Source organism: Pseudomonas petrae (genome assembly GCF_021728295.1).
Classification (GTDB): Bacteria; Pseudomonadota; Gammaproteobacteria; order Pseudomonadales; family Pseudomonadaceae; genus Aquipseudomonas; species Aquipseudomonas petrae.
The window spans coordinates 96,591-122,713 of record NZ_JAKJXE010000013.1 but is presented as its reverse complement, the minus strand read 5'-3'; the positions used below and the strand labels follow the sequence as shown (position 1 = coordinate 122,713).

Below are 26,123 nucleotides of genomic sequence, written 5' to 3'. Positions count from 1 at the left end.
TGGCGAACCATTTTCCAACCGACGCAGCGGTGAATGACAGACACCGTTCGCCAGCAAGCCGGCTCTTACAGATTGCAGGGCGTCGATTCAGTGGAGTCGTAAAAGATGTTCCCTCAATCCAGGCTGTCGACCTTCACGCGCAGCTGCATGTCGTTGCTGCCCTGCGTTGAGTAGCGGCGGGCCACACCATGCTCGTCGGCGCGGGACTGGTCGCTGACGCCGGCGAGCGTAATCCACTCGCCCAGACGACCGCTGACTTGTGTGTCGGTGCTCTGCACCTTGATCGCGTCAGCCTGCTGCTGGCTCATGCGATCGTTGTTGGTGCTGATGCTCAGGTGGACGATGTCGCCGGTGACCGTCGCGGTGACATAGAAGCCCTGGGTCACGTTGCGGTATTGCGTGTTGGTCTGCGGGTAGCCATAACCATCGGACTGCAGTGAGGTGATCGGTATGCTCTGGCCCACCTGAATCAGCGCAGGCGTACCTTCATTGGCCTGAACCTGCTGCACGCCGCCGTCGCGGCTTGCGGTGCCGTAATTCTGGATGCGCGTCCGGCCGTCGGCACTGAGGCGTCCGTCCTGCGAACGCACGGTGCCGTTGACCGAGTAGCCCTGGTCGCTCTGGACCGTGCTGTCACTCGTGTCAACGCTGATCATCAGCCGTTTCGGCGCAGTGTCGAGCTGGCCGAGGAGGTCGCGCAGCTCGCTGATCTTGTCCGGTTCGGCATTGACGATCAGCTTGTTGCCGTAGGCATTGACGCTGCCTTCGTTGCCTAGAAACGACTTCACGGTGGGCAGCAGATCGTCGCTGGTGCGGTAATTCAGGGGGATGACTTCTGTGGCGGCCGCGGCCGTGAAGCTGCAAGCCAACAACAGTGAAGCGAGCAGGGTGCGTAATGACATCGATGTGGTCTCCGCGAGGGGCGCGTCTAAACGACGAGTTTGCCAGTTTGTCGGCCCGCGCAGCACCAAGTTGAATCGCAGACAGCAAAACGCCCCGGGGCTCGCGTTTCAGCATAGACAGCCGAAACGCGTACGCCGGGGCGTAAGGGTTTTGCCACGAGCAATCAGTGCGAGTTGCGCACCATGTCCACATGGGGCAGGCCGGCTTCAAGAAACTCGTCGCTGACCACGGTAAAGCCGAAGCGCTCATAGAGTGCCGTGGCATGAACCTGAGCGCTGAGCCGCTGCTGTTTCAGGTCGCGGCGCTCTGCTTCGGCGAGGATGGCGGTGATCAGCGCCTCGCCCACGCTCAGGCCGCGCCAGTCCTTGAGCACGGACAGGCGACCGAACTCACCATCGGCGAGCAAACGCGCGGTGCCCACTGCGTAATCGCCTTCAAGCGCCAGAAAATGCAGGGCGCCTGCATCTTCCGAGTCCCATTCCAGTTCGGGCGGAACCGACTGTTCCGACACGAATACAGCGTCGCGAATGCGCCGGATGTCGGCGTTGTCTTTCTGCCAGTCGGCTACCCGTACGTGGATCTTATTCATCAGCAAACCCCAGACTTCCTTGTTTGACCAGCTCACAGAGCAGGTTGCGTCCATCGTCATCTGCCAGCCATTGGCCCAGATTGTCGATGTGCAGTGCATCGGCTGCGCAGATCATTTTCAGCAGTTCGCGCAGATGGCCGGGCAACAGACGGCTCTGACCGCTGGCGAACAGCAGCAGGTCGTCGTCGACTTCCGACCACGCCAGTCGCGCGCTCGGGTTGCGGATCAGCACGGCGCCTTGTTCCAGGCTGTCGAGCAGCTCGCTCTCGGCCAGTTCCGGGCCAACCACCAGTTCAGGATAGCGCGGTTCGGTCATGAACTGGCCGAACCAGGTCAACAGCAGGCGCTCGTCACCCATGTGCTCGGCCAGCAAGCCCTTCAGGCGGTCGAGGGCATCGTGCTGAATCTGGTGCGGATCGCTGACCGGTTGCGCGTCGGCATCGGTGTAGCGCTCTTCTTCAGGCATGAACTGGCTGAGGAAGTCGGTGAAGTGGGTCAGCACTTCGGCGGCGCTTGGCGCGCGGAAGCCGACCGAGTACGTCAGGCACTCATCCACCGCGACGCCGCAGTGGGCCAGACGCGGGGGCAGGTAGAGCATGTCGCCCGGTTCCAGCGTCCACTCGTCCGTGCCCTTGAAGTCGGCGAGGATGCGCAGGTCGGCGTGCTCAAGGAGTTTGCTTTCGGAGTCGCACATCTGGCCAATCTGCCAGTGACGCTTGCCGTGGCCCTGCAGCAGGAACACGTCGTAGTTGTCGAAATGCGGGCCGACGCTGCCGCCCGGCGCGGCGTAGCTGATCATCACATCATCGATGCGCCAGCTCGGCAGGAAGCGGAAGTTTTCCAGCAGTTCGCTGACCTCGGGCACAAACTGATCCACGGCCTGGACCAGCAGGGTCCACTCGCGCTCCGGCAACTTGCTGAAGTCGTCTTCGGCGAACGGACCGCGACGCAGCTCCCACGGGCGCTCGCCTTTCTCGATCACCAGGCGCGATTCAATTTCTTCTTCCAGCGCCAGGCCGGCCAGTTCATCGGCGTCGATCGGGCTCTGGAAATCCGGAATGGCCTGACGGATCAGCAAAGGTTTCTTCTGCCAGTAGTCACGCAGGAACTCGCGCGCTGTGATACCACCTAGGAGCTGAAGAGGGATGTCAGGATTCATGTGTAACCTATTGAAAAAAAGAGTTTTTACGACGGGAATAAAAACGCCCGGCTCAGCCGGGCGTTCAGAGCGTGTGCAGTGCGGTCAGATGCGCTTGGCTTGCGCCACGGCGTTGCCGATGTAGTTCGCCGGCGTGAGCTTCTTCAACTCGGCCTTGGCTTCGGCAGGCATGTCCAGGCCGTCGATGAAGGTCAGCAGCGCTTCAGGGCCGATGCCCTTGCCGCGCGTCAATTCCTTGAGCTTCTCGTACGGGTTTTCGATGTCGTAGCGACGCATGACCGTTTGAATCGGCTCGGCCAGGACTTCCCAGCAAGCGTCCAGATCGGCGGCGATCTTCTGCTCGTTGAGCTCCAGCTTGCTGATGCCTTTGAGGCTCGCTTCGTAGGCAATCACGCTGTGAGCAAAGCCCACGCCGAGGTTGCGCAGCACGGTGGAGTCGGTCAGGTCGCGCTGCCAGCGGGAGATCGGCAACTTGCTGGCCAGATGCTGGAACAGCGCGTTGGCGATGCCGAGGTTGCCTTCGGAGTTCTCGAAGTCGATCGGGTTGACCTTGTGCGGCATGGTCGACGAACCGATTTCGCCGGCGATGGTGCGCTGCTTGAAATAGCCCAGGGAGATGTAGCCCCAGATGTCGCGGTCGAAGTCGATCAGGATCGTGTTGTAACGGGCAATCGCGTCGAACAGCTCGGCAATGTAGTCGTGCGGTTCGATCTGCGTGGTGTAGGGGTTGAAGCCCAGACCCAGCTCGTCTTCGATGAAGGCGCGGGCGTTGGCTTCCCAGTCGATGTCCGGGTAGGCCGACAGGTGCGCGTTGTAGTTGCCGACGGCGCCGTTGATCTTGCCCAGTAGTGGCACGGCGGCCACTTGAGCGATCTGACGCTCCAGGCGGTAAACGACGTTGGCCAGTTCCTTGCCCAGGGTAGTCGGCGAGGCCGGCTGACCGTGGGTGCGCGACAGCATCGGCACGGCGGCGAAACGGATCGCCAGCTCGCGGATGGACTCGGCGATCTGACGCATCAGCGGCAGCAACACGGTGTCACGGCCTTCGCGCAGCATCAGCGCGTGGGACAGGTTGTTGATGTCTTCGCTGGTGCAGGCGAAGTGGATGAACTCGCTGACCTTGGCCAGCTCCGGCAACTTGGTAGCCTGCTCCTTGAGCAGGTACTCGATGGCCTTGACGTCGTGGTTGGTGGTGCGCTCGATCTCTTTGACGCGCTCGGCGTGCTCGAGGGCGAAGTCATTGGCCAGGGCATCGAGGATGGCGTTGGCTTCGGCGGAAAACGCCGGGACTTCCGGGATTTGCGGGTGAGCCGCCAGGCGTTGCAGCCAGCGTACTTCCACCAGGGCGCGGAAACGGATCAGGCCGTATTCGCTGAAAATCGGGCGCAGGGCCTGGGTTTTGCCGGCGTAGCGGCCATCTACAGGGGAAACCGCAGTGAGCGAAGAAAGCTGCATGGGGTGTTCTCGGACTGTCAGGCAACGAAAAGGGGCGCGTATCATACATGAAAACTTCGGTCAGCCGAGGCTGGCTGACCGTTATGAGTCGCGCGATGTCGGGTTCGGAGCGGGTTGAATGGCATTGGCCACTCAGCGGTGAAGCAATGGATACAGTTCTTTCAATAACTTGCGGCGGCTGATGACCAGTTGCCAGCGGTGACCGCCCACCTGTCGCCAAAGTCGTGCGCAGCGAATTCCGGCCAATAAGAGCGCGCGGATTTTCGACGCATTGTTGGGTTGCTGCAGATTGCGCATGTCGCCGTGGACCTGAATCCGCTGACGCAAGGTGCTCAGGGTGTCCTGATACAGCGCGCCGCTGGCGGCAATGACGTTCTCGTGAACGATACCGAAATGCTCGACCTGGGATTTGATCTGCGGCAGGCGCTTGCCAATGGTGTCGAGCATGTCGTCACGCTTGGACAGCTGGCGCTCCAGGCCCAGCATCGCCAGGGCATAACGCAACGGTTCACGTTGCAACGTGGCGGGATCGCGTTCGAGGGCGCTGGCGAGGGCGCGATAGCCCTCATGCAGATTCAGATCGTCGCCGCCGAACACGTCCAGCGTGTCTTTCGGGTCCATGACCAACAGCGTCCCCATCAGGCAGCCAACGGCGGCTTCACCGGCCTGACCGGTCTTGGCGATGCGATCGACCAGCACGGCGGCCTGAAAGACCCCGGCCAGGGCGACAAGTTGTTCCTGAATCGGGGTCATCAACGTGCATTCCTGGTGTGCCACGGCTCGGCGATTTCGATGACGCCGCCACCCAGGCAGACCTCGCCGTCATAAAACACCACCGACTGGCCCGGCGTTACCGCGCGTTGCGGCTCGTCGAAGGTGGCGCGATAGCCGGTTGCGGTGCGTTCCAGCGTGCAGCGCTGGTCGCTCTGGCGGTAACGCACTTTGGCGGTCAGCTGGCGCGGGCTGCTCAGGTCGATCGGGTTGACCCAGTAGATCTCCGAAGCGAGCAAGGCGCGGGAGAACAGCCATGGGTGTTCGTTGCCCTGGCCGACGATCAGTTCATTGTGCTCCAGGTCCTTGACCAGCACGTACCACGGCTCATCGCCAGCATCTTTCAGCCCGCCGATGCCCAGGCCCTGACGCTGGCCGATGGTGTGGTACATCAGGCCGGCATGCCGACCGATGACTTCGCCTTCGGTGGTCTTGATCTCGCCGGGCTGCGCCGGCAGGTATTGCTTGAGGAAGTCGGTGAAACGACGCTCGCCGATGAAGCAAATGCCGGTCGAGTCCTTCTTCTTCGCGGTCGCCAGCTGGTATTTCTCGGCGATGGCGCGCACCTCGGGCTTCTCCAGCTCGCCGACCGGGAACAGCGTCTTGGCAATCTGCTCGCCGCCGACGGCATGCAGGAAGTAGCTCTGGTCCTTGTTCGGGTCCAGGCCCTTGAGCAGTTCGGTGCGACCGTCAATGTCGCGGCGACGCACGTAGTGACCGGTGGCGATCAGATCGGCGCCGAGCATGAAGGCGTAGTCGAGAAAGGCTTTGAACTTGATCTCGCGGTTGCACAGGATGTCAGGGTTCGGCGTGCGCCCGGCTTTGTATTCTTCGAGGAAATGCTCGAAGACGTGATCCCAGTACTCGGCCGCGAAGTTCACGGTGTGCAGTTTGATACCGATCTTGTCGCACACGGCCTGGGCGTCCGCGAGGTCGTCCATGGCGGTGCAGTATTCCGTTCCGTCGTCTTCTTCCCAGTTCTTCATGAACAGGCCTTCCACCTGGTACCCCTGCTCCATGAGCAGAAGGGCGGAGACCGAAGAATCCACGCCGCCGGACATGCCGACGATGACGCGCTTCTTTTCTGTATCGGAAAAGGCTGAATCAGACATAGGAATTCGATTGGGTAGCAGCAGGAAAGGGCGCGATTCTAACAGGGAGTCGGCGCCAAGGCTAAAAGCTATTCAGTTGCGCTGACGCAACGCATGGGATTAGCAGGACTGGCTTCAGGCGGGAATGGGCCTGAATGGGTACCCTGAATGTCGCGGTGTGGCACCTGACGCTTTCCCGGCTAAAGCCGGTCCTACAAGGGGCCTGCGCTTGATAGTGGGACCGGCTTCAGCCGGGAAGAGGTCGGTCAGTCGCGTACGACGTCCAGGCTGTGGGTCGGGCCTGCGAGGTAGTCATCAATGCACTGCAGCACCAGCTCGCTGCGCCAGCGTTCGGGTTGGCTGGCCAGTTCCTCGCGGGTCAGCCACGGAGCCCCGACAATCCCGGTGTCCAACGCCCGCTCGGGGTGGTGCTGCATCTTTTTGGCCGAAAAACACACGCGCTGGTAAGTCACGCTATTGCTCGGCGCGGTGTACAGGTAAATGCCGACGACGCCGGTCAGTTCGACGTCCCAGCCGGTTTCTTCGAGGGTTTCGCGGATGGCCGCTTCACGCAGGGTTTCATCAGGCTCCAGGTGCCCGGCAGGCTGATTGAGCACCAGCTTGCCGTTTTTCAATTCTTCGACAAACAGGAAACGGCCGTTGTCTTCGATGACGGTTGCGACGGTGATGTGGGGGTGCCAGGTCATTGGGGCTTCTCGTTATCTGTAGGCGCCATCCGAGTTTACGAGGCCCGCGGTGCGCAGTGTCAGGTAAACCGCATTCGCGACCCTCGTAACCTCCGATGGCTCCTACTGGGGTGGTGTCAGCAAAAAAAAAGCCCCGGCGCATTGGCCAGGGCTTTCTCATCGCACCGGGCAGCGTTTAGCCACCCATCGGCACGCCTTACTTCAACGCATTGATCGCGTCGTTCAGGGTCTTGCTTGGGCGCATGGCGTTGCTGGCCAGTTCCGGGGTAGGGAAGTAGTAGCCGCCGATGTCCAATGGCTTGCCCTGTACGCTGTTCAGCTCGGCGACGATGGTCGCTTCGTTGTCAGCCAGGGTTTTTGCCAGCTCGGTGAACTTGGCTTGCAGCGCCGTATCTTCGGTCTGTGCCGCCAGAGCCTGAGCCCAGTAGGTGGCCAGGTAGAAGTGGCTGCCACGGTTGTCGATACCGCCGACCTTGCGCGATGGCGACTTGTTGTTGTCCAGGAACTGACCGGTGGCCTTGTCCAGGGCGGTGGCAAGTACCAGCGCTTTCGGGTTGTCGTAGACGTTGCCCAGGTGCTCGAGAGAAGCGGCCAGTGCCAGGAATTCGCCCAGCGAATCCCAGCGCAGGAAGTTCTCTTCGTTCAGCTGTTGAACGTGCTTCGGCGCCGAACCACCTGCGCCGGTTTCGAACAGACCACCGCCACTCATCAGCGGCACGATGGACAGCATCTTGGCGCTGGTGCCCAGTTCCATGATCGGGAACAGGTCGGTCAGGTAGTCGCGCAGCACGTTGCCGGTCACCGAAATGGTGTCCTTGCCCGCGCGGATGCGCTCCAGGGAAACCTTCATCGCGTCGACTGGCGACTGGATGCTTATGTCCAAACCTGCAGTGTCGTGATCCTTCAGGTACTGCTCGACCTTCTTGATCATCGCCGCGTCGTGGGAGCGCTCAGGGTCCAGCCAGAAAATGGCAGGCGTGCCACTCAGGCGCGAACGGTTGACGGCCAATTTGACCCAGTCCTGAATCGGCGCGTCCTTGGTCTGGCACATGCGCCAGATGTCGCCGGCTTCAACGTTCTGCTCCATCAAGACCTGACCTTTGTCGTCGGTCACACGGACCACGCCATCGGTTTCGATCTGGAAGGTTTTGTTGTGCGAGCCGTACTCTTCGGCTTTCTGTGCCATCAGGCCAACGTTTGGCACGCTGCCCATGGTGGTCGGGTCGAAGGCGCCGTGTTGCTTGCAGTCTTCGATCACCGCCTGATAGATGGTCGCGTAGCAACGATCCGGGATCACGGCCTTGGTGTCCTGCAGGACGCCGTCGTTGTTCCACATCTTGCCGGAATCACGAATCATCGCCGGCATCGAGGCGTCGACGATGACGTCGCTCGGCACGTGCAGGTTGGTGATGCCCTTGTCGGAGTTGACCATCGCCAGAGGAGGGCGGGTCGCGTAGACGGCTTTGACGTCCGCTTCGATCTGCGCTTGCTGGTCGGCCGGCAGGTCTTTGATGCGGGCGTACAGGTCGCCGATGCCATTGTGCAGGTTGAATCCGATTTCTTTCAGGACGTCAGCGTGCTTGCTCAGCGCTTCCTGATAGTACTCGGCGACGAACTCACCAAACATGATCGGGTCCGAGACTTTCATCATGGTGGCTTTCAAGTGCACGGAGAACAGCACGCCGAGCTTCTTGGCGTCTTCGATTTCACGGGCCACGAACGCGCGCAGGGCTTTCTTGCTCATGACGGCGCAGTCGATGATCTCGCCCGCCAGTACCGAGGTCTTGTCCTTCAGCACGGTGGTGCTGCCGTCTTTGCCGATCAGCTCGATCTTCACGGCACCAGCGGCTTCGATCAGCGAGGATTTTTCGCTGCCGTAGAAGTCGCCGTTGTCCATGTGCGCCACGTGGGACTTGGAGTCCGCAGACCAGGCGCCCATTTTGTGCGGGTGCTTGCGCGCATAGTTCTTGACGGAGAGCGGCGCTCGGCGATCAGAGTTACCTTCACGCAGAACCGGGTTCACGGCGCTGCCTTTCACTTTGTCGTAGCCAGCCTGAGCAACCTTGTCGGCTTCGGTCACGACTTCATCCGGATAGTTCGGGATGTCGTAGCCCTTGGCTTGCAGTTCCTTGATCGCGGCCTTCAGTTGTGGAACCGAGGCGCTGATGTTCGGCAGCTTGATGATGTTGGCTTCCGGTGTGGTCGCCAGTTGGCCCAGCTCTGCCAGATCGTCGGAAACCTTCTTGTCACCCAGGCGCTCGGGAAAGCTGGCGAGGATGCGGGCTGCAAGCGAGATGTCGCGGGTTTCAACGGCGATGTCAGCGGAGGCGGTGAACGCTTCGATGATAGGCAGCAGTGAGTAGGTGGCGAGGGCTGGCGCTTCGTCAGTGAAGGTATAGGTGATCTTCGAGCGGTTGGACATTTTCGGGATAACTCTCTTCTTTGCTGAGCGTACACAAAATTTCGAGATGCGCAGGGTAGGCACTTTCGCCCAAGGTATCGATGAGCCGAAAGTCGAGAATTTCGTCGCGTGATAGGGGGTGCATCAGTCGAGCGTCAAACGGTCGGACCCGGGTAGCGGTCTGGCCTGTCGAGGGCTGAAAGCCTGGTTTCAGGTGGTTCGGCCCCCAATGACCCAACGGTCACCGGCGCGAGTATATCACCGCACCCGGCCATTACTACGCTACTCGTGTGACGGCTTTGCGGTGCCCGGGACGATCGCGCTGGTCTCGGGAGGTGTCATGATTTCTCGGGGAAACCGTTCAGCCCTTGTACCACGGGGCCTGCGGCAACCTGTCGCAGTGGTTTGAAGCCGATGCGCCCCGGCAAGTCGATCACCGGATTTCGACTAAAGGAGCATCTGTGTCGCGATGGCGTTTGCTCGCTCCTAAATAGATGCACGATAGATGCACGCAATATAGATGCATGGAGCGTGAGATGAACGGCACAAAAAAAGCCGGCCAACCCTGAACGGATTGACCGGCTTCTCGAATCTCGCGCTTGAACGGTCCGGCTCAGGCGTGATTGTTGCGCTATGCCTGTTGCTTCTCGAAATGTCTCTCGTGCTGCGGGGCTGCCTCAGGGATATCAGCAACTGCTTTCGCACTGATGCCTACGGCATGAAGACCCTTGGGGCCCTGAGTGATCTCGAACTGAACCGGCTGGCCGGCCTTCAGCGTTTTATAGCCTTCCATCGTGATCGCCGAGTAGTGCGCGAACAGGTCTTCAGACTTGCCGTCTTCAACGATGAAGCCATACCCCTTGGCGTTGTTGAACCACTTGACCTTACCGCTGTGCATAGTCACATCCCTCTGCAAAGGACTCCGATGGGAGTATCATCACCTCTCATCCGCCGGACCTAAAAAATTTTGGTTGACTGCGCGGACCCTTTTTACCCAATGTGGGTTCTATTGTTTGTAACACCGATTGGCCGATAGTCAAGGTCAAGCGGCGGTCCAGTTGAAAACCGGTATCACCGCCACCATTTATTTCAATCACGTCCTCTGTGAACCTTCTTTACCATGCATGCAATCAGCAAGATTCGACTAACATTCAATCAGGATGACTCGCATCCCCATGAGGACGATGCGTCGGGCACCGCTGTACAGGAAGCCAAGCCGACATTGCAGGTGCCGCCTATGTACAAGGTGGTTTTGTTCAACGATGACTACACCCCGATGGATTTCGTTGTCGAAGTGCTCGAGGTGTTTTTCAACCTGAATCGTGAGCTGGCGACCAAGGTCATGCTGGCCGTCCATACTGAGGGACGGGCCGTTTGCGGATTGTTTACCCGCGACATCGCCGAGACCAAGGCTATGCAGGTCAACCAGTACGCCAGGGAAAGCCAGCATCCGCTACTCTGTGAAATCGAGAAGGACGGTTAACGCCGGACACTTGGGTATGAGGTGAAGCTATGTTAAACCGTGAGCTCGAAGTCACCCTCAATTTGGCTTTCAAAGAGGCCCGCTCGAAACGTCATGAGTTCATGACCGTCGAGCACCTCCTGCTGGCCCTATTGGACAATGAGGCTGCCGCCACCGTACTGCGTGCCTGCGGCGCAAACCTCGACAAACTCAAACACGACCTCCAGGAGTTCATCGACTCCACCACGCCGCTGATCCCTGTGCATGACGAGGATCGCGAGACCCAACCTACACTCGGCTTCCAGCGCGTTCTACAGCGTGCGGTTTTTCATGTGCAGAGTTCCGGCAAGCGGGAAGTCACTGGCGCAAACGTGCTGGTAGCGATTTTCAGCGAGCAGGAAAGCCAGGCAGTGTTCCTGCTCAAGCAGCAGAGCGTTGCCCGTATCGATGTCGTCAACTACATCGCCCACGGTATTTCGAAAGTGCCGGGGCATGGCGATCAATCTGAAGGTGAGCAAGATATGCAGGATGACGAGGGCGGTGAGTCTTCTTCCTCAGGCAATCCTCTGGATGCCTATGCGAGCAACCTGAATGAGCTGGCCCGTCAAGGCCGCATCGATCCGCTGGTAGGGCGCGAGATGGAAGTCGAGCGCGTCGCTCAGATTCTCGCGCGGCGTCGCAAGAACAACCCGCTGCTGGTGGGCGAGGCCGGGGTGGGTAAAACCGCCATTGCCGAAGGCCTGGCCAAACGCATCGTCGACAACCAGGTGCCGGATTTGCTGGCCAACAGCGTCGTGTACTCCCTCGACCTGGGCGCACTGCTGGCCGGTACCAAGTACCGTGGCGATTTCGAGAAGCGTTTCAAGGCGCTGCTCGGCGAGTTGAAGAAACGCCCGCACGCAATCCTGTTCATTGACGAAATCCACACCATCATCGGTGCGGGTGCTGCGTCCGGTGGCGTGATGGATGCCTCCAACCTGCTCAAGCCGCTACTCTCGTCGGGTGATATCCGTTGCATCGGTTCGACCACGTTCCAGGAATTCCGCGGCATCTTCGAGAAAGACCGTGCGCTGGCACGTCGCTTCCAGAAGGTTGACGTCTCGGAGCCGTCAGTCGAAGACACCATCGGCATTCTGCGCGGCCTGAAAGGCCGTTTCGAACAGCATCACAATATCGAATACAGCGACGAAGCCCTGCGTGCCGCTGCTGAACTGGCGTCGCGCTACATCAATGACCGTCACATGCCCGACAAGGCCATTGACGTCATTGACGAGGCGGGCGCCTATCAGCGGCTGCAACCGGTGGAAATGCGCGTCAAGCGTATTGAAGTGCCGCAGGTTGAAGACATCGTGGCGAAGATCGCGCGGATTCCGCCAAAACACGTCAACAGCTCTGACAAGGAGTTGCTGCGTAATCTGGAGCGCGACCTGAAGCTGACGGTGTTCGGTCAGGATGCCGCCATCGACTCGCTGTCCACCGCGATCAAGTTGTCGCGTGCAGGCCTCAAGTCGCCGGACAAGCCTGTCGGTTCCTTCCTGTTTGCAGGTCCGACCGGTGTCGGCAAGACCGAGGCGGCACGTCAGCTGGCCAAGGCGCTGGGTATCGAGCTGGTGCGTTTCGACATGTCCGAGTACATGGAGCGTCACACCGTATCGCGTCTGATCGGTGCGCCGCCGGGCTATGTCGGTTTTGATCAGGGCGGCCTGCTGACTGAAGCGGTCACCAAACAACCGCATTGCGTGCTGCTGCTCGATGAAATCGAGAAGGCGCACCCGGAAGTCTTCAACCTGCTGCTGCAGGTCATGGACCACGGGACGCTGACCGACAACAACGGGCGCAAGGCGGACTTCCGCAATGTGATCGTGATCATGACCACCAACGCCGGTGCTGAAACGGCAGCGCGGGCTTCGATCGGTTTCACCCATCAGGATCACTCTTCTGATGCGATGGAAGTGATCAAGAAGAGCTTCACGCCGGAATTTCGCAACCGTCTGGACACCATCATTCAATTCGGTCGCCTCAGCCATGAGGTGATCAAGAGCGTGGTGGACAAGTTCCTTACCGAACTTCAGGCGCAGCTGGAAGACAAGCGCGTGCTGCTGGAAGTGACCGAAGCGGCGAGGGGTTATCTGGCCGAAGGTGGTTACGACGCGGCGATGGGCGCACGTCCGATGGCACGTCTGATCCAGGACAAGATCAAGCGTCCGCTGGCCGAAGAAATCCTCTTTGGCGAGTTGTCCGAGCATGGCGGTGTGGTACACATCGACTTCAAGGACGGCGAGATCACGTTCGATTACGAAACCACGGCTGAAATGGCCTGACGTTTCGGTTAATGCAACAAACCTGAAAGGCGCCGAATGGCGCCTTTTTTGTTGGCTGCGAATTTGCCGAACCCTTGTAGGCGTGAGCTTGCTCGCGATGTCGATTTGTCTGAGACACGTCAGGTGACTGACACGACGCCATCGCGAGCAAGCTCACTCCTACACAGGGTGCTGTGCTTAAGTAGCGAACACAAAAACGCCCGGCATATGCCGGGCGTTTTTGTTAAGACCTGTTAGCGGGCGCGGTAAGTGATGCGCCCTTTGCTCAAGTCGTAGGGCGTCAGCTCAACGCGGACCTTGTCGCCGGTAAGAATGCGGATGTAGTTCTTGCGCATCTTGCCGGAGATGTGCGCGGTTACGACGTGCCCATTTTCCAACTCCACACGGAACATGGTGTTGGGCAGGGTGTCGACGACAGTGCCTTCCATTTCGAAGCTGTCTTCTTTCGACATGCAGTAAAGCCCTCGGTATCCAATGAATGGCCCGGTGCAAACGGCAGCCAGGCAAAAGCGGGCTGCATTGTGCCCGAAAATTGAGGTTTAAGCCAAGGGCTTCAGTAAAGAGTGACCCATCTTTGATTGGTAAGCAGTTCGATAGGGCGATATTGGGTCTTGTAATTCATCTTTTTGCAGTTCTTTATCCAGTAGCCGAGGTACACCGCATGCAGTTGCATGCGTGCGGCTTCGGCGATCTGCCAGAGAATCGCGTAACGCCCCAGGCTGCGGCGCTCTTCCGAAGGTTCGTAGAACGTGTAAACGGCAGAGAGCCCGTTGGGCAGCAGGTCAGTGACTGCAACGGCGAGCAGCCGGCCCTCCAGACGGAACTCGTAAAAACGCGAAAACGGCAGGTCGCGGACCAGGAAGGTGGAAAACTGGTCGCGGCTCGGTGGAAACATATCGCCATCGGCATGGCGCTGCTCGATGTAACGCTGATACTGATCGAAGTATTCCTCACTGAAATGCGGCTTGGTGCTCGTCACTTCGAGGTCGGCGTTCCTCTTGAAAATACGTTTTTGCTGACGATCGGGCACAAAGAGTCCGACCGGAATGCGCGCAGGTACACAGGCGCTGCAGTTCTGGCAGTGCGGACGGTAAAGATGATCGCCACTGCGGCGAAACCCCATGTCCGAGAGATCGGCATAGACCTGGACGTCCATCGGCTGGCTGGGGTCGAGAAACAGCGTGGTGGCTTGTTCCTCGGGCAGGTAGCTACAGGAGTGGGGTTGAGTGGCATAGAACTTCAGCCGCGCCAGCTCGGTCATGATCAACCCTCGAGAAAAACTGTAGTCATGAGTGTATGCCAGGCCAATCAAACTCGCCTAGGCGACCAATCGGCGTAATTGCTCGCATTGAGGTGTTTATGCAGATAGTCGGCGAACGTCTGGCGCGCAATCGAGCGCGCGCCAAGGCTTAGCAGGTGCTCGGTAGGCATTTGGCAATCAATCAGAACAAAACCCGATTCTTTCAAGTATTCGACCAACGTTGCGAAGCCGACCTTGGAGGCGTTGTCGGCGCGGCTGAACATCGATTCGCCGAAAAACAGCTGGCCCATGGCCAATCCATACAGGCCGCCCACCAACGCGTCGCCGTCCCAGACTTCGACGCTGTGGGCGAAGCCACGCGCATGCAGTTCGATATAGGCCGCCTGCATGGAGCCGGTGATCCACGTGCCGTCGGTGTACGCCCGGGGTTCGGCGCACGCTTGAATGACCGCCGCGAAATCCTGGTCGAAGGTGACCCGATAATGCCGCTGTCGCAGCAGCTTGCCCAGACTGCGTGATACATGAAGCTCATCCGGGAAGAGCACGGTGCGCGGGTCCGGCGACCACCAGAGAATCGGCTGGCCCTGCTGATACCAGGGGAAGCAGCCGTGGCGGTACGCTGCAATCAAACGATCCGCAGACAAATCGCCGCCGCCGGCCAACAGTCCATTGGGCTCGCGCATGGCTTTTTCCAGCGGAGGGAAATCAAGGGTGTCGCGTTGTAACCAGGTCAGCATGGCATCCAGACTTTACGAGAGGGGAGGGGCGTCAACGCAGGCTTGCAACTCCGGCTGCAACTCCATGCTGCAACTCTCTGTTGCAAACAGGGTCACAAGCCGCTTGATTGCACCCGGATGTTGGACCACTTGGTTTCTTCATCCCGGCATGGCCTTTTGACAGTTCAAGGGGGCAGGAAAAACACGTCATAAGCCTTTGTCGGCAAAGAAAATGCGTGCTCAAATTGTCAGCGGCCGGCGAAGCTTGAACATCTGCAAGCACCGCGCCAGACTAACGTGGCGCGCGGCGCGCAAATCCGTACAATGCCGATGCTGTTTAACCTCATTTCAAGTCACCTGTCGAGCGTGCGTTATCGCAGGCGTGATTTTTCGGTCGTCAGGCCGTTCTTCAGCCGATGTCCGGAAAGCCGCTGCCATTTCGTCAAGGCAGTCGTACACAGTCAATCATCAGATGTTCGCGCTTGCGCGCAGGAATTGAAGCGTTTTGAAGAAATCCACCATAGCACCCACCCCCGTTCCGCTCTGGCGGCAGCACCTGCACTACCGGCTCAAGGAAGGTGCACTGATCGCGTTCGGCGCGCTGTGTCTGTATCTGATCATGGCGCTGTTGACCTACGATCAGGGCGATCCGGGCTGGAGCCACACGAGCAGCTCGGCCCAGGTACAGAACGCCGCCGGCCTTGCCGGTGCTTATTCCGCCGACATCCTGTTCATGATCCTCGGGTACTTCGCGTACATCTTCCCGTTGCTGCTGGGCGTCAAGGCCTATCAGGTCTTCCGCCATCGCCATGAGCCATGGCAGTGGAGCGGCTGGCTGTTTTCCTGGCGCATGATCGGTCTGGTGTTTCTCGTGCTGGCCGGCGCTTCGCTGGCGCACTTGCACTTTCATTCGGCCTCGGGCCTGCCGGGTTCGGCCGGCGGCGTGCTGGGCGAGGTGCTGGGCGATCTGGCCAAGCGCGCGCTGAATGTTCAGGGCAGCACATTGCTGTTCATCGCGCTGTTTCTGTTCGGCCTGACCGTGTTCACCGATTTGTCGTGGTTCAAGGTCATGGACACCACCGGCAAGATCACCCTGGATCTGGTTGAACTGTTCACGGGCTCGCTCAACCGCTGGTGGATTGCCCGCACTGAACGCAAGCAAATGGTCGCTCAGCTGCGCGAAGTCGACATGCGTGTCGACGAAGTGGTCGCTCCGGTTGCCCCGGATCGACGCGAGCAGGCCAAAGCCAAGGAACGCCTCATCGAGCGCGAGCAGGCGTTGACCGAACATATGGCGGCCCGTGAGAAACACGTGCCAGCCGTCATTGCCCCTGCACCTCCACGCGCATCTGAGCCGAGCAAGCGCGTACAAAAAGAGAAACAGGCGCCGTTGTTCGTCGACAGCGCCGTGGAAGGCACCTTGCCGCCCATCTCGATCCTCGACCCGGCCGAGAAAAAGCAGCTCAACTATTCGCCTGAATCGCTGGCGGCGGTGGGCCATCTGCTGGAGATCAAGCTCAAGGAATTCGGTGTCGAGGTCACGGTGGACTCGATTCATCCGGGCCCGGTGATCACCCGTTACGAAATCCAGCCGGCAGCCGGCGTGAAAGTCAGCCGTATTTCAAACCTGGCGAAAGACCTGGCGCGCTCCCTGGCAGTGACCAGCGTTCGTGTGGTCGAGGTCATTCCCGGCAAGACCACCGTCGGTATCGAAATTCCCAACGAGGATCGCCAGATCGTGCGTTTCTCCGAGGTCCTGTCCACGCCGGAATACGACGACGCGAAATCGCCGGTCACCCTGGCGCTGGGTCATGACATCGGCGGCAAGCCGGTCATCACCGACCTCGCCAAGATGCCGCACCTGCTGGTCGCCGGTACCACCGGTTCCGGTAAATCGGTGGGCGTGAACGCCATGATCCTGTCGATCCTGTTCAAGTCCGGGCCGGAAGACGCCAAGCTGATCATGATCGACCCAAAGATGCTCGAGCTGTCGATCTACGAGGGCATCCCGCATTTGCTGTGCCCGGTGGTCACTGACATGAAGGACGCCGCCAACGCCCTGCGCTGGTCGGTGGCTGAAATGGAACGCCGCTACAAACTGATGGCCAAGATGGGCGTGCGTAACCTGTCGGGTTTCAACCAGAAGGTGCGCGAAGCCGAGGAAGCCGGCACGCCGCTGTCCGATCCGCTGTACCACCGCGAAAGCATTCACGACGAAGCGCCGCTGCTGACCAAGCTGCCGACCATCGTTGTGGTGGTCGACGAGTTCGCCGACATGATGATGATCGTCGGCAAGAAGGTCGAAGAACTCATCGCCCGTATCGCCCAGAAAGCCCGTGCGGCGGGTATCCACTTGATCCTCGCGACCCAGCGACCTTCGGTGGACGTGATCACCGGCCTGATCAAGGCGAACATCCCGACGCGCATGGCGTTTCAGGTGTCGAGCAAGATCGACTCCCGGACCATCATCGATCAGGGCGGCGCTGAACAACTGCTGGGTCACGGCGACATGCTTTACATGCCGCCTGGCACCAGTCTGCCGATTCGTGTGCACGGCGCGTTTGTCTCGGACGAAGAGGTTCACCGCGTCGTTGAGGCGTGGAAGCTGCGCGGCACGCCGAACTATAACGAAGACATCCTGGCCGGCGTCGAAGAACCGGGCAGCGGCTTCGACGGTGGCGGCGGCGGCGGTGATGGCGAAGACAGCGAAAGTGATGCGCTGTACGACGAAGCCGTGAAGTTTGTGCTGGAAAGCCGCCGCGCTTCGATTTCTGCGGTACAGCGCAAGCTGAAGATTGGCTACAACCGCGCCGCGCGCATGATCGAAACCATGGAAAACGCCGGCGTCGTGACGCCCATGAACACCAACGGCTCGCGTGAAGTGATTGCGCCAGCCCCGATGCGTGACTGACACTTCAACGTCATGCTTAACCGGGCGGCGTCACTGAGGCGGCGCCCGGCTTCAACCACACTCAAAGAGGAATCCCATGCGTCTTATCCGCATGCTGTTGGTACCTGCACTGGCTTTTTCTGCTCTCTCGGCCCACGCCGACAGCAAGGACGTGGCACGTCTGACCCAACTGCTGGAAAACTCGAAAACCCTGAGCGGGCGTTTCTCCCAGCTCACCCTCGACGGTGGCGGCACCCAGCTGCAGGAAACTGCCGGCGAGATGACCTTGCAGCGCCCGGGCCTGTTCTACTGGCACACCGACGCGCCGCAAGAGCAAACGATGGTTTCCGACGGCAAGAAGGTTTCCCTGTGGGACCCTGATCTGGAGCAGGTCACCATCAAGACCCTCGACCAGCGTCTGACCCAGACCCCTGCGCTGTTGCTGTCCGGCGACGTGTCGAAAATCAGCGAGAGCTTCGACATCAGCGCCAAGGAAGCCGGTGGCGTGATCGACTTCGTGCTCAAGCCCAAGTCCAAAGACACCCTGTTCGATAGCCTGCGCTTGTCGTTCCGCAACGGCATGATCAACGACATGCAGCTGATCGACAGCGTCGGCCAGCGCACCAATATCCTGTTCACCGGCGTCAAGGCCAACGAGCCTGTCCCGGCGAGCAAATTCCAGTTCCAGATCCCGAAAGGCGCTGACGTCATTCAGGAATAAAAGGGGTTCGCCTGTTTCATGGACCTGTTCAGCACTGAACCGATCGCGCAACCGTTGGCCGCCCGCCTGCGGGCGACCAATCTGGACGAGTACGTCGGCCAGCAGCACCTGCTCGCCCACGGCAAGCCACTGCGTGAAGCGCTGGAGCAGGGCGCCCTGCATTCGATGATTTTCTGGGGACCGCCCGGCGTAGGTAAAACCACGCTGGCGCGGTTGCTGGCCAAAGTCTCCGACGCGCATTTTGAAACGGTGTCGGCGGTGCTGGCCGGGGTCAAAGAGATCCGTCAGGCGGTGGAGATCGCCAAGCAACAGGCGGGTCAATACGGTCGCCGCACCATCCTGTTCGTCGACGAAGTGCACCGTTTCAACAAGTCGCAGCAGGATGCGTTTCTGCCCTACGTCGAAGACGGCACGCTGATCTTCATCGGCGCCACCACCGAAAACCCTTCATTCGAGCTCAACAACGCGCTGCTCTCCCGCGCGCGGGTCTATGTGCTCAAGAGCCTGGACGAAGGGGCGCTGCGTCAGTTGGTCAACCGCGCGCTGACCGAAGAGCGCGGGCTGGGTAATCGGCATCTGACCTTGGGCGACGAGGCGTTCAAGACGCTTCTGGCCGCAGCGGACGGCGATGGCCGGCGGATGCTCAATCTGCTGGAGAACGCATCGGACCTGGCGGAAGACGGCAGCGAAATCGATCCCGAATTGCTGCAAAGCCTGCTCGGTGACAGCCGCCGTCGTTTCGACAAGGGCGGCGAAGCGTTCTACGACCAGATTTCTGCGCTGCACAAATCCATTCGCGGCTCCAACCCCGACGCCGCGCTGTACTGGTTCGCGCGGATGATCGACGGCGGCTGCGACCCGCTGTATCTGGCGCGACGCGTGGTGCGCATGGCCAGCGAAGACATCGGCAATGCTGATCCGCGCGCCTTGCCGTTGTGCATGTCGGCGTGGGATGTGCAGGAACGCCTCGGCAGTCCGGAAGGCGAACTGGCCGTGGCGCAGGCCATCGTTTATCTGGCCTGCGCGCCGAAGAGCAACGCCGTGTACATGGGTTTCAAGATGGCCATGCGCGAAGCCACCGAGCATGGTTCGCTGGAAGTGCCCTTGCACCTGCGCAACGCGCCGACGAAGCTTATGAAACAGCTCGGCTACGGCGAAGAATACCGCTACGCCCATGATGAGCCGGATGCTTACGCGGCGGGTGAGGATTACTTCCCCGACGAACTCGAACCGCGCCAGTATTACCAGCCGGTCCCCCGCGGCCTTGAGCTGAAGATCGGCGAAAAGCTCAAACACCTGTCGGCGCTCGACCGCGCCAGCCCACGTCAGAGGAGAAAATAGTGATTCAATTGATTCTTGCCGTGTCCGCCGGTGGCGTGGCTGGTACATTACTGCGTTTCGCGACGGCTAACGTGGTCGCTGCGAACTGGCCGCGCTATTTCTACACCGCAACGCTGGCGGTGAATCTGGTGGGCTGCCTGCTGATCGGTCTGCTCTACGGGCTGTTTCTGATCCGCCCGGAAGTCCCGATTGAACTGCGCGCCGGATTGATGGTGGGATTCCTCGGTGGTCTGACGACGTTTTCGTCTTTCTCACTGGACACGATTCGCCTGCTTGAAAGCGGCCAGGCTCCTCTGGCCATTGGCTACGCCCTCATCAGCGTACTGGGCGGGCTGCTCGCGACGTGGGCCGGCCTGTCTTTGACCCGAATTTAATATACGAGAGACCGATATGCTCGACTCCAAACTGCTGCGTACTCAACTTCAGGACGTAGCGGATCGCCTGGCTTCCCGTGGCTACACACTGGACGTGGCCCGCATCGAAGCGCTGGAAGCCCAGCGCAAGACGGTGCAGACCCGCACCGAACAGCTTCAGGCCGAGCGTAACGCCCGTTCCAAATCCATCGGCCAGGCCAAGCAGCGCGGTGAAGACATCGCGCCGCTGATGGCTGACATCGATCGCATGGCCGAAGAGCTGAGCACCGGCAAGAAAGAGCTGGACGCCATTCAGTCCGAACTCGATGCCATGGCCCTGAGCATGCCGAACCTGCCCCACGCGTCGGTGCCGGTGGGCGCTGACGAAGAAGAAAACGTCGAAGTGCGCACATGGGGCACGCCGGCGTCGTTCGATTTCGCGGTTCAGGACCACGTTGCGCTGGGCGAGAAGTTCGGCTGGCTGGATTTCGAAACCGCTGCCAAGCTGTCCGGCGCCCGTTTCGCCCTGTTGCGTGGCCCGATTGCGCGTCTGCACCGTGCGCTCGCGCAGTTCATGATCACGCTGCACATCAACGAGCACGGTTACGAAGAGGCCTACACGCCGTATCTGGTCCAGGCGCCTGCGTTGCAGGGCACCGGTCAGCTGCCGAAATTCGAAGAAGACCTGTTCAAGATCTCCCGCGAAGGCGAGGCCGATCTGTACCTGATCCCGACCGCCGAAGTGTCGCTGACCAACATCGTCTCCGGCGAAATTCTCGACGCCAAGCAGTTGCCGTTGAAATTCGTCGCCCACACGCCGTGCTTCCGTAGCGAAGCCGGTGCGTCGGGCCGTGATACGCGCGGCATGATCCGTCAGCACCAGTTCGACAAGGTCGAGATGGTGCAGATCGTCGAGCCGGAAAAATCCATGGAAGCGCTGGAGAGCCTGACCGGTAACGCCGAGCGTGTGCTGCAATTGCTCGAATTGCCGTACCGCGTATTGGCGCTGTGCACCGGTGACATGGGTTTCAGTGCGGTCAAGACCTACGACCTGGAAGTGTGGATTCCGAGCCAGGACAAATACCGTGAAATCTCGTCGTGCTCCAACTGTGGCGATTTCCAGGCGCGTCGCATGCAGGCCCGCTGGCGCAACCCTGAAACCGGCAAGCCGGAACTGGTTCACACGCTGAACGGTTCGGGTCTCGCAGTGGGTCGCACGCTCGTGGCGGTGCTGGAAAACTACCAGCAGGCTGACGGCTCGATTCGCGTGCCGGAAGTCCTCAAGCCATGGATGGGCGGCATCGAGGTCATCGGCTAAATGGAATTTCTGCCGCTGTTCCATAACCTTCGGGGCGCTCGGGTGCTGGTGGTGGGCGGCGGCGAGATTGCCTTGCGCAAGTCTCGCCTGCTGGCTGATTCCGGGGCGGTGCTGCGCGTGGTCGCTCCCGAAATCGGAGCGGAGGTGCGCGCGCTGATCGAGCGAAGCGGTGGCGAGCAGATTCTGCGCGGCTACACCGAGTCTGACCTCAACGGCTGCGTGCTGATCATCGCTGCCACCGACGACGAGCCGCTCAATGCGCAGGTGTCAGCCGATGCCCGTCAGCGCGGCGTGCCGGTCAACGTCGTGGACGCGCCTGCCTTGTGCAGTGTGATCTTCCCCGCCATCGTCGACCGTTCGCCGCTGGTGATCGCGGTGTCCAGCGGTGGCGATGCGCCGGTGCTGGCACGGCTGATCCGCGCCAAGCTGGAAACCTGGATTCCGCCCACGTACGGGCATCTGGCCGGTTTGGCCGCGCGCTTTCGGCATCAGGTAAAAGGGCTGTTTCCCAACGTCCAGCAACGTCGGGCGTTCTGGGAGGATGTATTCCAGGGGCCCATCGCCGATCGGCAGCTGGCCGGGCAGGGCGCCGAAGCCGAGCGCCTGTTGCAAGCGAAGATCGACGGCGATGCGCCGGCCACGACCGGTGAGGTCTACCTCGTGGGCGCGGGGCCGGGTGATCCTGATCTGCTGACCTTCCGCGCGCTGCGTTTGATGCAGCAGGCGGATGTCGTTCTGTACGACCGCCTGGTCGCGCCGGCGATTCTGGATTTGTGCCGTCGCGATGCCGACCGGGTCTACGTCGGCAAGCAACGCGCCGATCACGCCTTGCCCCAGGACCAGATTAACCAGCAGTTGGTGGATCTGGCCAAGCAGGGCAAACGCGTGGTGCGGCTCAAGGGCGGCGACCCGTTCATCTTCGGCCGTGGCGGCGAGGAAATCGAAGAGCTCGCGGCCCATGGCATCCCCTTCCAGGTCGTGCCCGGTATCACGGCGGCCAGTGGCTGCGCGGCCTACGCCGGCATTCCGCTGACCCACCGCGATCACGCGCAGTCCGTGCGTTTCGTGACCGGTCACCTGAAGAACGGTACTACTGACCTTCCATGGAAGGATCTGGTGTCGCCATCCCAGACATTGGTGCTCTACATGGGCCTGATCGGGCTGCCGGTCATTTGCGAACAGTTGATCAAGCACGGTCGCTCGGCCGATACGCCTGCAGCGCTGATCCAGCAGGGCACCACCGTCAACCAGCGCGTCTTCACCGGCACGCTAGCCAACCTGCCGCAGCTGGTCGCGGAGCACGAAGTCCATGCGCCGACCCTGGTGATCGTTGGGGAAGTGGTAACGCTAAGGGAGAAGCTGGCGTGGTTCGAAGGGGCTCAGGCGAGCGTCTGATTTCGCCCCAGTGCGTTTGGGGTATGTGATCAATCGCGATCGGACGCAAAACCGCAGGAGCCGGCTTGCTGGCGAACGCGGTGGATCAGCGCCACATCTGTAGCTGATCCTCCGCAATTGCAGGCAAGCGCGCTCCTATAATGATCTCGTGGTGAATGACCGAGTGGCTTCCACGCCTTCAGCCGTTCTGCAAAATCCCTTTCCCGCTCAAACGCCCACGATCATGCTCGCCGCTAAAGTCCTGCTGCGGGCCTTTTGGCACGACGCCGGTCGGGTTGATGGTGGCGTGGCTCGCGTAGTAGTGATGCTTGATGTGCGCGAAATCCACCGTCTCAGCCACACCCTGCAGCTGATACACCTCGCGCACCCAGTTGCTCAGGTTCGGGTAATCGGCGATGCGCCGCAGGTTGCACTTGAAGTGCCCGTGGTAAACGGCGTCAAAGCGAATCAGCGTGGTGAACAGGCGCACGTCGGCTTCCGTCAGGTATTCACCCGCCAGGTAACGCTTTTCGCCCAGCAGGCTTTCCAGCGCATCGAGCTCTGCGAACACTTCATCGAAGGCCTCTTCGTATGCCCCTTGCGACGTCGCGAACCCGGCGCGATAGACACCGTTGTTCACGGCCGGGTAAATACGGTCGTTCAGCCGGTCGATCTCGCTGCGCAGCGGCTCCGGGTACAGATCCAGGTGATTGCCCGTCAGATCGTCGAATGCCGAATTGAACATCCGGATGATTTCCGACGACTCATTGCTGACGATGCGATTCAGCTGCTTGTCCCACAGCACCGGCACGGTGACCCGACCGGTATAATCGGCGGTGTCGGCGAGGTAGCGCTGGTACATGAAGGTGTGGCCATCCAGCGCATCGCCGGTGGAGCCGGTCTGCTTGTCGAATGTCCAGCCGTTTTCGCGCATCAGCCAGCTGACCACGGAAACGTCGATCAGACTTTCCAGACCCTTGAGCTTGCGCACGATCAACGTGCGATGGGCCCACGGGCAGGCCAGCGAAACGTATAAATGGTAGCGACCGGCCTCCGCCTTGAAGCCGCCTTCACCGGACGGACCGGGCCGACCATCGCTGGTGACCCAGTTCCGGCGCTTGGCCTGTTCGCGCTGAAAAGCGCCGTCTTTGCTGCTTTCGTACCACTGGTCTTGCCAGCGTCCTTCAACGAGAAGGCCCATGTCTGACTCCAAAGTGAGCTGTACCGAAGTACGTTGGAGATCAGTCTAAGGGCAATCGTTCGAACGAATAGCGCAAAGACTGGGGGGTAGCTATCGGCTAAATCGATCTGTTCCGGTTTGCCCAATACTGCTGCGCCTGCGCGAAGGCTTCAGCCCGGGGCATTCCGAGGCCCCTCAATGCGAGCGCCATGGTCGCAACCAGCGCCAGTTGCGGGTAGCTGTCCTCGATATCGCCTTTCCAGATCGCGAGCAGATGCTGCGGGTCGAGTGTGGCCGGCTTCACGTGGCGACGGTCCGACAATGCCGGCCATTCCTCGTCCCACGGCTGGCCGTCAGTCGTGCCATACAAGTGGCTGATGGTGTCGGGATTGATCTCGACTTCACCGCCGTCGCCCTTGATCACAATGGCGTGGTCGCCGAGCAGGCTGCTGGCGTCGCGATGCACGCCCTGATAGCCAGGATGGAAAATACTCTGCAGCCCGCACCGCGCGCCCAGCGGATTGAGGATGCGCGCCAGCGAGTGGATCGGCGAGCGCAGCCCCAGCGTGTTGCGCAGATCGATCATGCGCTGCAGCTGCGGCGCCCAGTCGCCGAGGGGGAAGAACGCAATGTTCTGCTGCTCCAGCGCTTCACCGACCGCTTGCCAGTTTCGGCACAGCGGAATGCCCAACAGCTCCAGCAACTGCTCGCTGTACAACCGGCCGGCGGTATGGGCGCCGCCGCCGTGCATCAATACGCGCACGCCATTCTGCGCCAGGCACTTGGCCGCCAGCAGGTACCACGGCAGATGGCGCTTCTTGCCGGCGTACGTCGGCCAGTCGATATCGACCGTCAGTTCCGGCGCATGCAGACGTTCGCGCACCGCTTCGGTGAAGCCTGCGAGCTCATCCGGGCTTTCTTCCTTGTGTCGAAGCAACATCAGGAAAGCGCCGAGCTGGGTGTCTTCGACTTTTTCATCGAGCACCATGCCCATGGCTTCCCGGGCTTCAGCGCGGGTCATGTTGCGCGCACCACGCTTGCCCTTGCCGAGAATACGAACGAAAGGCGCGAACGGATGCTCGGCAGGGGTTTCGGTGACGAGGGGGGCGAAGTCGGTCATAGGCAATTGGTCGGCTTTGGCAGGCCCGCCAGCTTGGCGGCAAGTTTGGCGGGAGTGCCGTTGAACAGACGGTTCAGGTGCAAACTGTTGCCCTTGTCGGCGCCCAGTTTCAGCGCGGTGTACTTGACCAGCGGCCGTGTGGCCGGGGACAGCTGAAACTCTGCGTAGAACGCACGCAGCAGTTTGAGAATTTCCCAGTGATCGGGAGTAAGGGCGATATCTTCCTCAAGGGCCAAGGCTTCAGCGACTTCGTTGGACCAGTCGTGCAGGTCCTCGAGATAGCCGTCTTTGTCCAGCGCGATGCTGCGCCCGTCGACGATGAGCTGTTTCATAACCACGTGTTGACCTTGTCGTATTGCACCGAGAGCGCGACGAAGCCGGCGTAATCGACGCCTTGGGCCCAGTCAGGCAGCGCGATGTTTCGAGCGGTGGCGTCTTCATCAAGCACGAATAGCTTCAGTCTGCCGGTTTTCGCGCTCAATAGCTGGGCGGTAGCGGTGTCTGCGCGCAATGCATAGCTTGCGTCGCCGCACAAAAAGATCGCGTCGTCGCTGCCGAGCACACGCAGGCAACTGCTCAGGCGCGAGTCGGTGAACGGGGAGTGAGAGAGTACGTGCAGGGTAGCCATCAGATTGTGATCACCTGGTCGTAACGGTCAATGAGCGCGGCGATTTGCGGGTCATCCAGTACCTGAAGCGGTTCGACGCTCAACCCGGCCGGCTGCATCCCTCGCTCATTCAGGCTGGTGCTGCAGGCGAACAGGTCTTCCACGCCGAACATCGACAACGCCTGAAGGTTGGCGGTCAGGTCTTTCTGCTGCACCTGGCTGGCGTTCTGCGCCGTCGCCAACTGAAGGACACCGTCGTCCATGAACAGCATGGCGACCGGCAGATCGAACGCGCCGCCGGCCAGGGCAATGTCCAGCGCCTCCCGGGCGTCGGGGCCGGACCAGGGGGCCTGACGGCTTATGATCAATAATGACTTCGCCAC

The 26,123-nt window shown here is 60.5% G+C and carries 25 protein-coding genes; 8 read left to right on the top strand and 17 right to left on the bottom strand.

All coding sequences use genetic code 11. The features are described 5' to 3' along the window. Window positions 1-113: 113 nt before the first annotated feature. The 9 genes from L4G42_RS21045 to cspD all read right to left on the bottom strand — a co-directional run bounded on the left by L4G42_RS21045 (window position 114) and on the right by cspD (window position 9,974). Window positions 114-902, bottom strand: coding sequence for a secretin N-terminal domain-containing protein (locus tag L4G42_RS21045; protein ID WP_237252300.1), 789 nt, complete (start codon window positions 900-902; stop codon window positions 114-116). A 164-nt stretch (window positions 903-1,066) separates the two neighbouring features. Beyond that, window positions 1,067-1,492: a GNAT family N-acetyltransferase gene (locus tag L4G42_RS21040; RefSeq protein WP_237252301.1), complete on the bottom strand. Its 426-nt coding sequence runs from the start codon at window positions 1,490-1,492 to the stop codon at window positions 1,067-1,069. Beyond that, window positions 1,485-2,651: a ribosomal protein uL16 3-hydroxylase gene (locus L4G42_RS21035; protein ID WP_237252302.1), complete on the bottom strand. Its 1,167-nt coding sequence runs from the start codon at window positions 2,649-2,651 to the stop codon at window positions 1,485-1,487. The genes L4G42_RS21040 and L4G42_RS21035 overlap by 8 nt, the downstream gene beginning before the upstream one ends. Window positions 2,652-2,735: 84 nt before the next feature. Beyond that, window positions 2,736-4,106 (bottom strand): adenylosuccinate lyase, encoded by a 1,371-nt coding sequence (gene purB / locus L4G42_RS21030; RefSeq protein ID WP_237252303.1) that lies wholly within the window; start codon window positions 4,104-4,106, stop codon window positions 2,736-2,738. Between the two features lie 132 nt (window positions 4,107-4,238). Then, window positions 4,239-4,859 carry a high frequency lysogenization protein HflD gene (hflD, locus tag L4G42_RS21025; RefSeq protein ID WP_237252304.1) on the bottom strand — a complete coding sequence of 207 codons (621 nt, stop codon included), beginning with the start codon at window positions 4,857-4,859 and terminating at the stop codon, window positions 4,239-4,241. Then, on the bottom strand, window positions 4,859-5,989 hold the full coding sequence (gene mnmA, locus L4G42_RS21020) for a tRNA 2-thiouridine(34) synthase MnmA (protein WP_237252305.1): 1,131 nt from the start codon (window positions 5,987-5,989) through the stop codon (window positions 4,859-4,861). Before mnmA ends, hflD begins: the two co-directional genes overlap by 1 nt. Window positions 5,990-6,234: 245 nt before the next feature. After that, on the bottom strand, window positions 6,235-6,675 hold the full coding sequence (locus L4G42_RS21015; protein WP_237252306.1) for an NUDIX hydrolase: 441 nt from the start codon (window positions 6,673-6,675) through the stop codon (window positions 6,235-6,237). Window positions 6,676-6,871: 196 nt separating this feature from the next. Next, on the bottom strand, window positions 6,872-9,097 hold the full coding sequence (locus L4G42_RS21010) for an NADP-dependent isocitrate dehydrogenase (protein ID WP_237252307.1): 2,226 nt from the start codon (window positions 9,095-9,097) through the stop codon (window positions 6,872-6,874). Between the two features lie 610 nt (window positions 9,098-9,707). Continuing rightward, window positions 9,708-9,974 carry a cold shock domain-containing protein CspD gene (gene cspD, locus L4G42_RS21005; RefSeq protein ID WP_272904033.1) on the bottom strand — a complete coding sequence of 89 codons (267 nt, stop codon included), beginning with the start codon at window positions 9,972-9,974 and terminating at the stop codon, window positions 9,708-9,710. 222 nt (window positions 9,975-10,196) lie between these two features. Here cspD and clpS point away from each other — a divergent pair, with 222 nt between their 5' ends. Both clpS and clpA read left to right on the top strand, forming a co-directional pair. Continuing rightward, window positions 10,197-10,559, top strand: coding sequence for an ATP-dependent Clp protease adapter ClpS (gene clpS, locus L4G42_RS21000; protein ID WP_237252308.1), 363 nt, complete (start codon window positions 10,197-10,199; stop codon window positions 10,557-10,559). A 29-nt stretch (window positions 10,560-10,588) separates the two neighbouring features. Beyond that, window positions 10,589-12,859: an ATP-dependent Clp protease ATP-binding subunit ClpA gene (gene clpA, locus L4G42_RS20995; protein ID WP_065989148.1), complete on the top strand. Its 2,271-nt coding sequence runs from the start codon at window positions 10,589-10,591 to the stop codon at window positions 12,857-12,859. A gap of 233 nt (window positions 12,860-13,092) precedes the next feature. On the opposite strand, the gene infA is transcribed toward clpA, so the two are convergent. From infA to aat, 3 genes are all read right to left on the bottom strand, one after another. Then, window positions 13,093-13,311 carry a translation initiation factor IF-1 gene (infA, locus tag L4G42_RS20990; RefSeq protein WP_002553999.1) on the bottom strand — a complete coding sequence of 73 codons (219 nt, stop codon included), beginning with the start codon at window positions 13,309-13,311 and terminating at the stop codon, window positions 13,093-13,095. Window positions 13,312-13,412: 101 nt separating this feature from the next. Further along, window positions 13,413-14,120 (bottom strand): arginyltransferase, encoded by a 708-nt coding sequence (locus L4G42_RS20985; RefSeq protein WP_237261178.1) that lies wholly within the window; start codon window positions 14,118-14,120, stop codon window positions 13,413-13,415. Window positions 14,121-14,167: 47 nt separating this feature from the next. Further along, entirely contained in the window at window positions 14,168-14,857 is a 690-nt protein-coding gene (aat, locus tag L4G42_RS20980) for a leucyl/phenylalanyl-tRNA--protein transferase (protein WP_237252310.1), read from the bottom strand. A 484-nt stretch (window positions 14,858-15,341) separates the two neighbouring features. Between aat and L4G42_RS20975 the strand changes: the two genes are divergently transcribed. From L4G42_RS20975 to cysG, 6 genes are all read left to right on the top strand, one after another. Then, a complete protein-coding gene (locus L4G42_RS20975) occupies window positions 15,342-17,747 on the top strand; it encodes a DNA translocase FtsK (RefSeq protein WP_237252311.1) in 2,406 nt (801 codons plus the stop codon). A 76-nt stretch (window positions 17,748-17,823) separates the two neighbouring features. Continuing rightward, window positions 17,824-18,447, top strand: a complete 624-nt coding sequence (gene lolA, locus L4G42_RS20970) for an outer membrane lipoprotein periplasmic chaperone LolA (RefSeq protein WP_237252312.1) — start codon at window positions 17,824-17,826, stop codon at window positions 18,445-18,447. Window positions 18,448-18,465: 18 nt separating this feature from the next. Next, window positions 18,466-19,788: a replication-associated recombination protein A gene (locus L4G42_RS20965; protein ID WP_237252313.1), complete on the top strand. Its 1,323-nt coding sequence runs from the start codon at window positions 18,466-18,468 to the stop codon at window positions 19,786-19,788. Then, complete coding sequence (crcB, locus tag L4G42_RS20960; protein ID WP_065989163.1) at window positions 19,788-20,162, top strand: fluoride efflux transporter CrcB; 375 nt, start codon at window positions 19,788-19,790, stop codon at window positions 20,160-20,162. Before L4G42_RS20965 ends, crcB begins: the two co-directional genes overlap by 1 nt. Window positions 20,163-20,178: 16 nt before the next feature. Then, a complete protein-coding gene (gene serS, locus L4G42_RS20955; RefSeq protein ID WP_237252314.1) occupies window positions 20,179-21,459 on the top strand; it encodes a serine--tRNA ligase in 1,281 nt (426 codons plus the stop codon). Then, window positions 21,460-22,854: a siroheme synthase CysG gene (cysG, locus tag L4G42_RS20950; protein ID WP_237252315.1), complete on the top strand. Its 1,395-nt coding sequence runs from the start codon at window positions 21,460-21,462 to the stop codon at window positions 22,852-22,854. Between the two features lie 178 nt (window positions 22,855-23,032). Here cysG and L4G42_RS20945 read toward each other — a convergent pair whose 3' ends face one another. The 5 genes from L4G42_RS20945 to tusC all read right to left on the bottom strand — a co-directional run bounded on the left by L4G42_RS20945 (window position 23,033) and on the right by tusC (window position 26,123). After that, on the bottom strand, window positions 23,033-24,034 hold the full coding sequence (locus L4G42_RS20945; protein ID WP_237252316.1) for a glutathione S-transferase family protein: 1,002 nt from the start codon (window positions 24,032-24,034) through the stop codon (window positions 23,033-23,035). Between the two features lie 97 nt (window positions 24,035-24,131). Next, complete coding sequence (locus L4G42_RS20940) at window positions 24,132-25,133, bottom strand: glycosyl transferase family protein (RefSeq protein ID WP_237252317.1); 1,002 nt, start codon at window positions 25,131-25,133, stop codon at window positions 24,132-24,134. Next, window positions 25,130-25,465: a TusE/DsrC/DsvC family sulfur relay protein gene (locus L4G42_RS20935; RefSeq protein ID WP_237252318.1), complete on the bottom strand. Its 336-nt coding sequence runs from the start codon at window positions 25,463-25,465 to the stop codon at window positions 25,130-25,132. Before L4G42_RS20935 ends, L4G42_RS20940 begins: the two co-directional genes overlap by 4 nt. Beyond that, window positions 25,462-25,761 carry a sulfurtransferase complex subunit TusB gene (gene tusB, locus L4G42_RS20930; RefSeq protein ID WP_237252319.1) on the bottom strand — a complete coding sequence of 100 codons (300 nt, stop codon included), beginning with the start codon at window positions 25,759-25,761 and terminating at the stop codon, window positions 25,462-25,464. Before tusB ends, L4G42_RS20935 begins: the two co-directional genes overlap by 4 nt. Then, the gene (gene tusC, locus L4G42_RS20925; RefSeq protein WP_237252320.1) at window positions 25,761-26,123 is read right to left on the bottom strand and encodes a sulfurtransferase complex subunit TusC; all 363 of its coding nucleotides are present in this window, start codon (window positions 26,121-26,123) and stop codon (window positions 25,761-25,763) included. Before tusC ends, tusB begins: the two co-directional genes overlap by 1 nt.

Bases quoted from the DNA above. Each gene is read 5' to 3' on its own strand.
- L4G42_RS21045 (WP_237252300.1), bottom strand. From the start codon at position 902: ATGTCATTACGCACCCTGCTCGCTTCACTGTTGTTGGCTTGCAGCTTC.
- L4G42_RS21040 (WP_237252301.1), bottom strand. From the start codon at position 1,492: ATGAATAAGATCCACGTACGGGTAGCCGACTGGCAGAAAGACAACGCC.
- L4G42_RS21035 (WP_237252302.1), bottom strand. From the start codon at position 2,651: ATGAATCCTGACATCCCTCTTCAGCTCCTAGGTGGTATCACAGCGCGC.
- purB (WP_237252303.1), bottom strand. From the start codon at position 4,106: ATGCAGCTTTCTTCGCTCACTGCGGTTTCCCCTGTAGATGGCCGCTAC.
- hflD (WP_237252304.1), bottom strand. From the start codon at position 4,859: ATGACCCCGATTCAGGAACAACTTGTCGCCCTGGCCGGGGTCTTTCAG.
- mnmA (WP_237252305.1), bottom strand. From the start codon at position 5,989: ATGTCTGATTCAGCCTTTTCCGATACAGAAAAGAAGCGCGTCATCGTC.
- L4G42_RS21015 (WP_237252306.1), bottom strand. From the start codon at position 6,675: ATGACCTGGCACCCCCACATCACCGTCGCAACCGTCATCGAAGACAAC.
- L4G42_RS21010 (WP_237252307.1), bottom strand. From the start codon at position 9,097: ATGTCCAACCGCTCGAAGATCACCTATACCTTCACTGACGAAGCGCCA.
- cspD (WP_272904033.1), bottom strand. From the start codon at position 9,974: ATGCACAGCGGTAAGGTCAAGTGGTTCAACAACGCCAAGGGGTATGGC.
- clpS (WP_237252308.1), top strand. From the start codon at position 10,197: ATGCATGCAATCAGCAAGATTCGACTAACATTCAATCAGGATGACTCG.
- clpA (WP_065989148.1), top strand. From the start codon at position 10,589: ATGTTAAACCGTGAGCTCGAAGTCACCCTCAATTTGGCTTTCAAAGAG.
- infA (WP_002553999.1), bottom strand. From the start codon at position 13,311: ATGTCGAAAGAAGACAGCTTCGAAATGGAAGGCACTGTCGTCGACACC.
- L4G42_RS20985 (WP_237261178.1), bottom strand. From the start codon at position 14,120: ATGACCGAGCTGGCGCGGCTGAAGTTCTATGCCACTCAACCCCACTCC.
- aat (WP_237252310.1), bottom strand. From the start codon at position 14,857: ATGCTGACCTGGTTACAACGCGACACCCTTGATTTCCCTCCGCTGGAA.
- lolA (WP_237252312.1), top strand. From the start codon at position 17,824: ATGCGTCTTATCCGCATGCTGTTGGTACCTGCACTGGCTTTTTCTGCT.
- L4G42_RS20965 (WP_237252313.1), top strand. From the start codon at position 18,466: ATGGACCTGTTCAGCACTGAACCGATCGCGCAACCGTTGGCCGCCCGC.
- serS (WP_237252314.1), top strand. From the start codon at position 20,179: ATGCTCGACTCCAAACTGCTGCGTACTCAACTTCAGGACGTAGCGGAT.
- cysG (WP_237252315.1), top strand. From the start codon at position 21,460: ATGGAATTTCTGCCGCTGTTCCATAACCTTCGGGGCGCTCGGGTGCTG.
- L4G42_RS20945 (WP_237252316.1), bottom strand. From the start codon at position 24,034: ATGGGCCTTCTCGTTGAAGGACGCTGGCAAGACCAGTGGTACGAAAGC.
- L4G42_RS20940 (WP_237252317.1), bottom strand. From the start codon at position 25,133: ATGACCGACTTCGCCCCCCTCGTCACCGAAACCCCTGCCGAGCATCCG.
- L4G42_RS20935 (WP_237252318.1), bottom strand. From the start codon at position 25,465: ATGAAACAGCTCATCGTCGACGGGCGCAGCATCGCGCTGGACAAAGAC.
- tusB (WP_237252319.1), bottom strand. From the start codon at position 25,761: ATGGCTACCCTGCACGTACTCTCTCACTCCCCGTTCACCGACTCGCGC.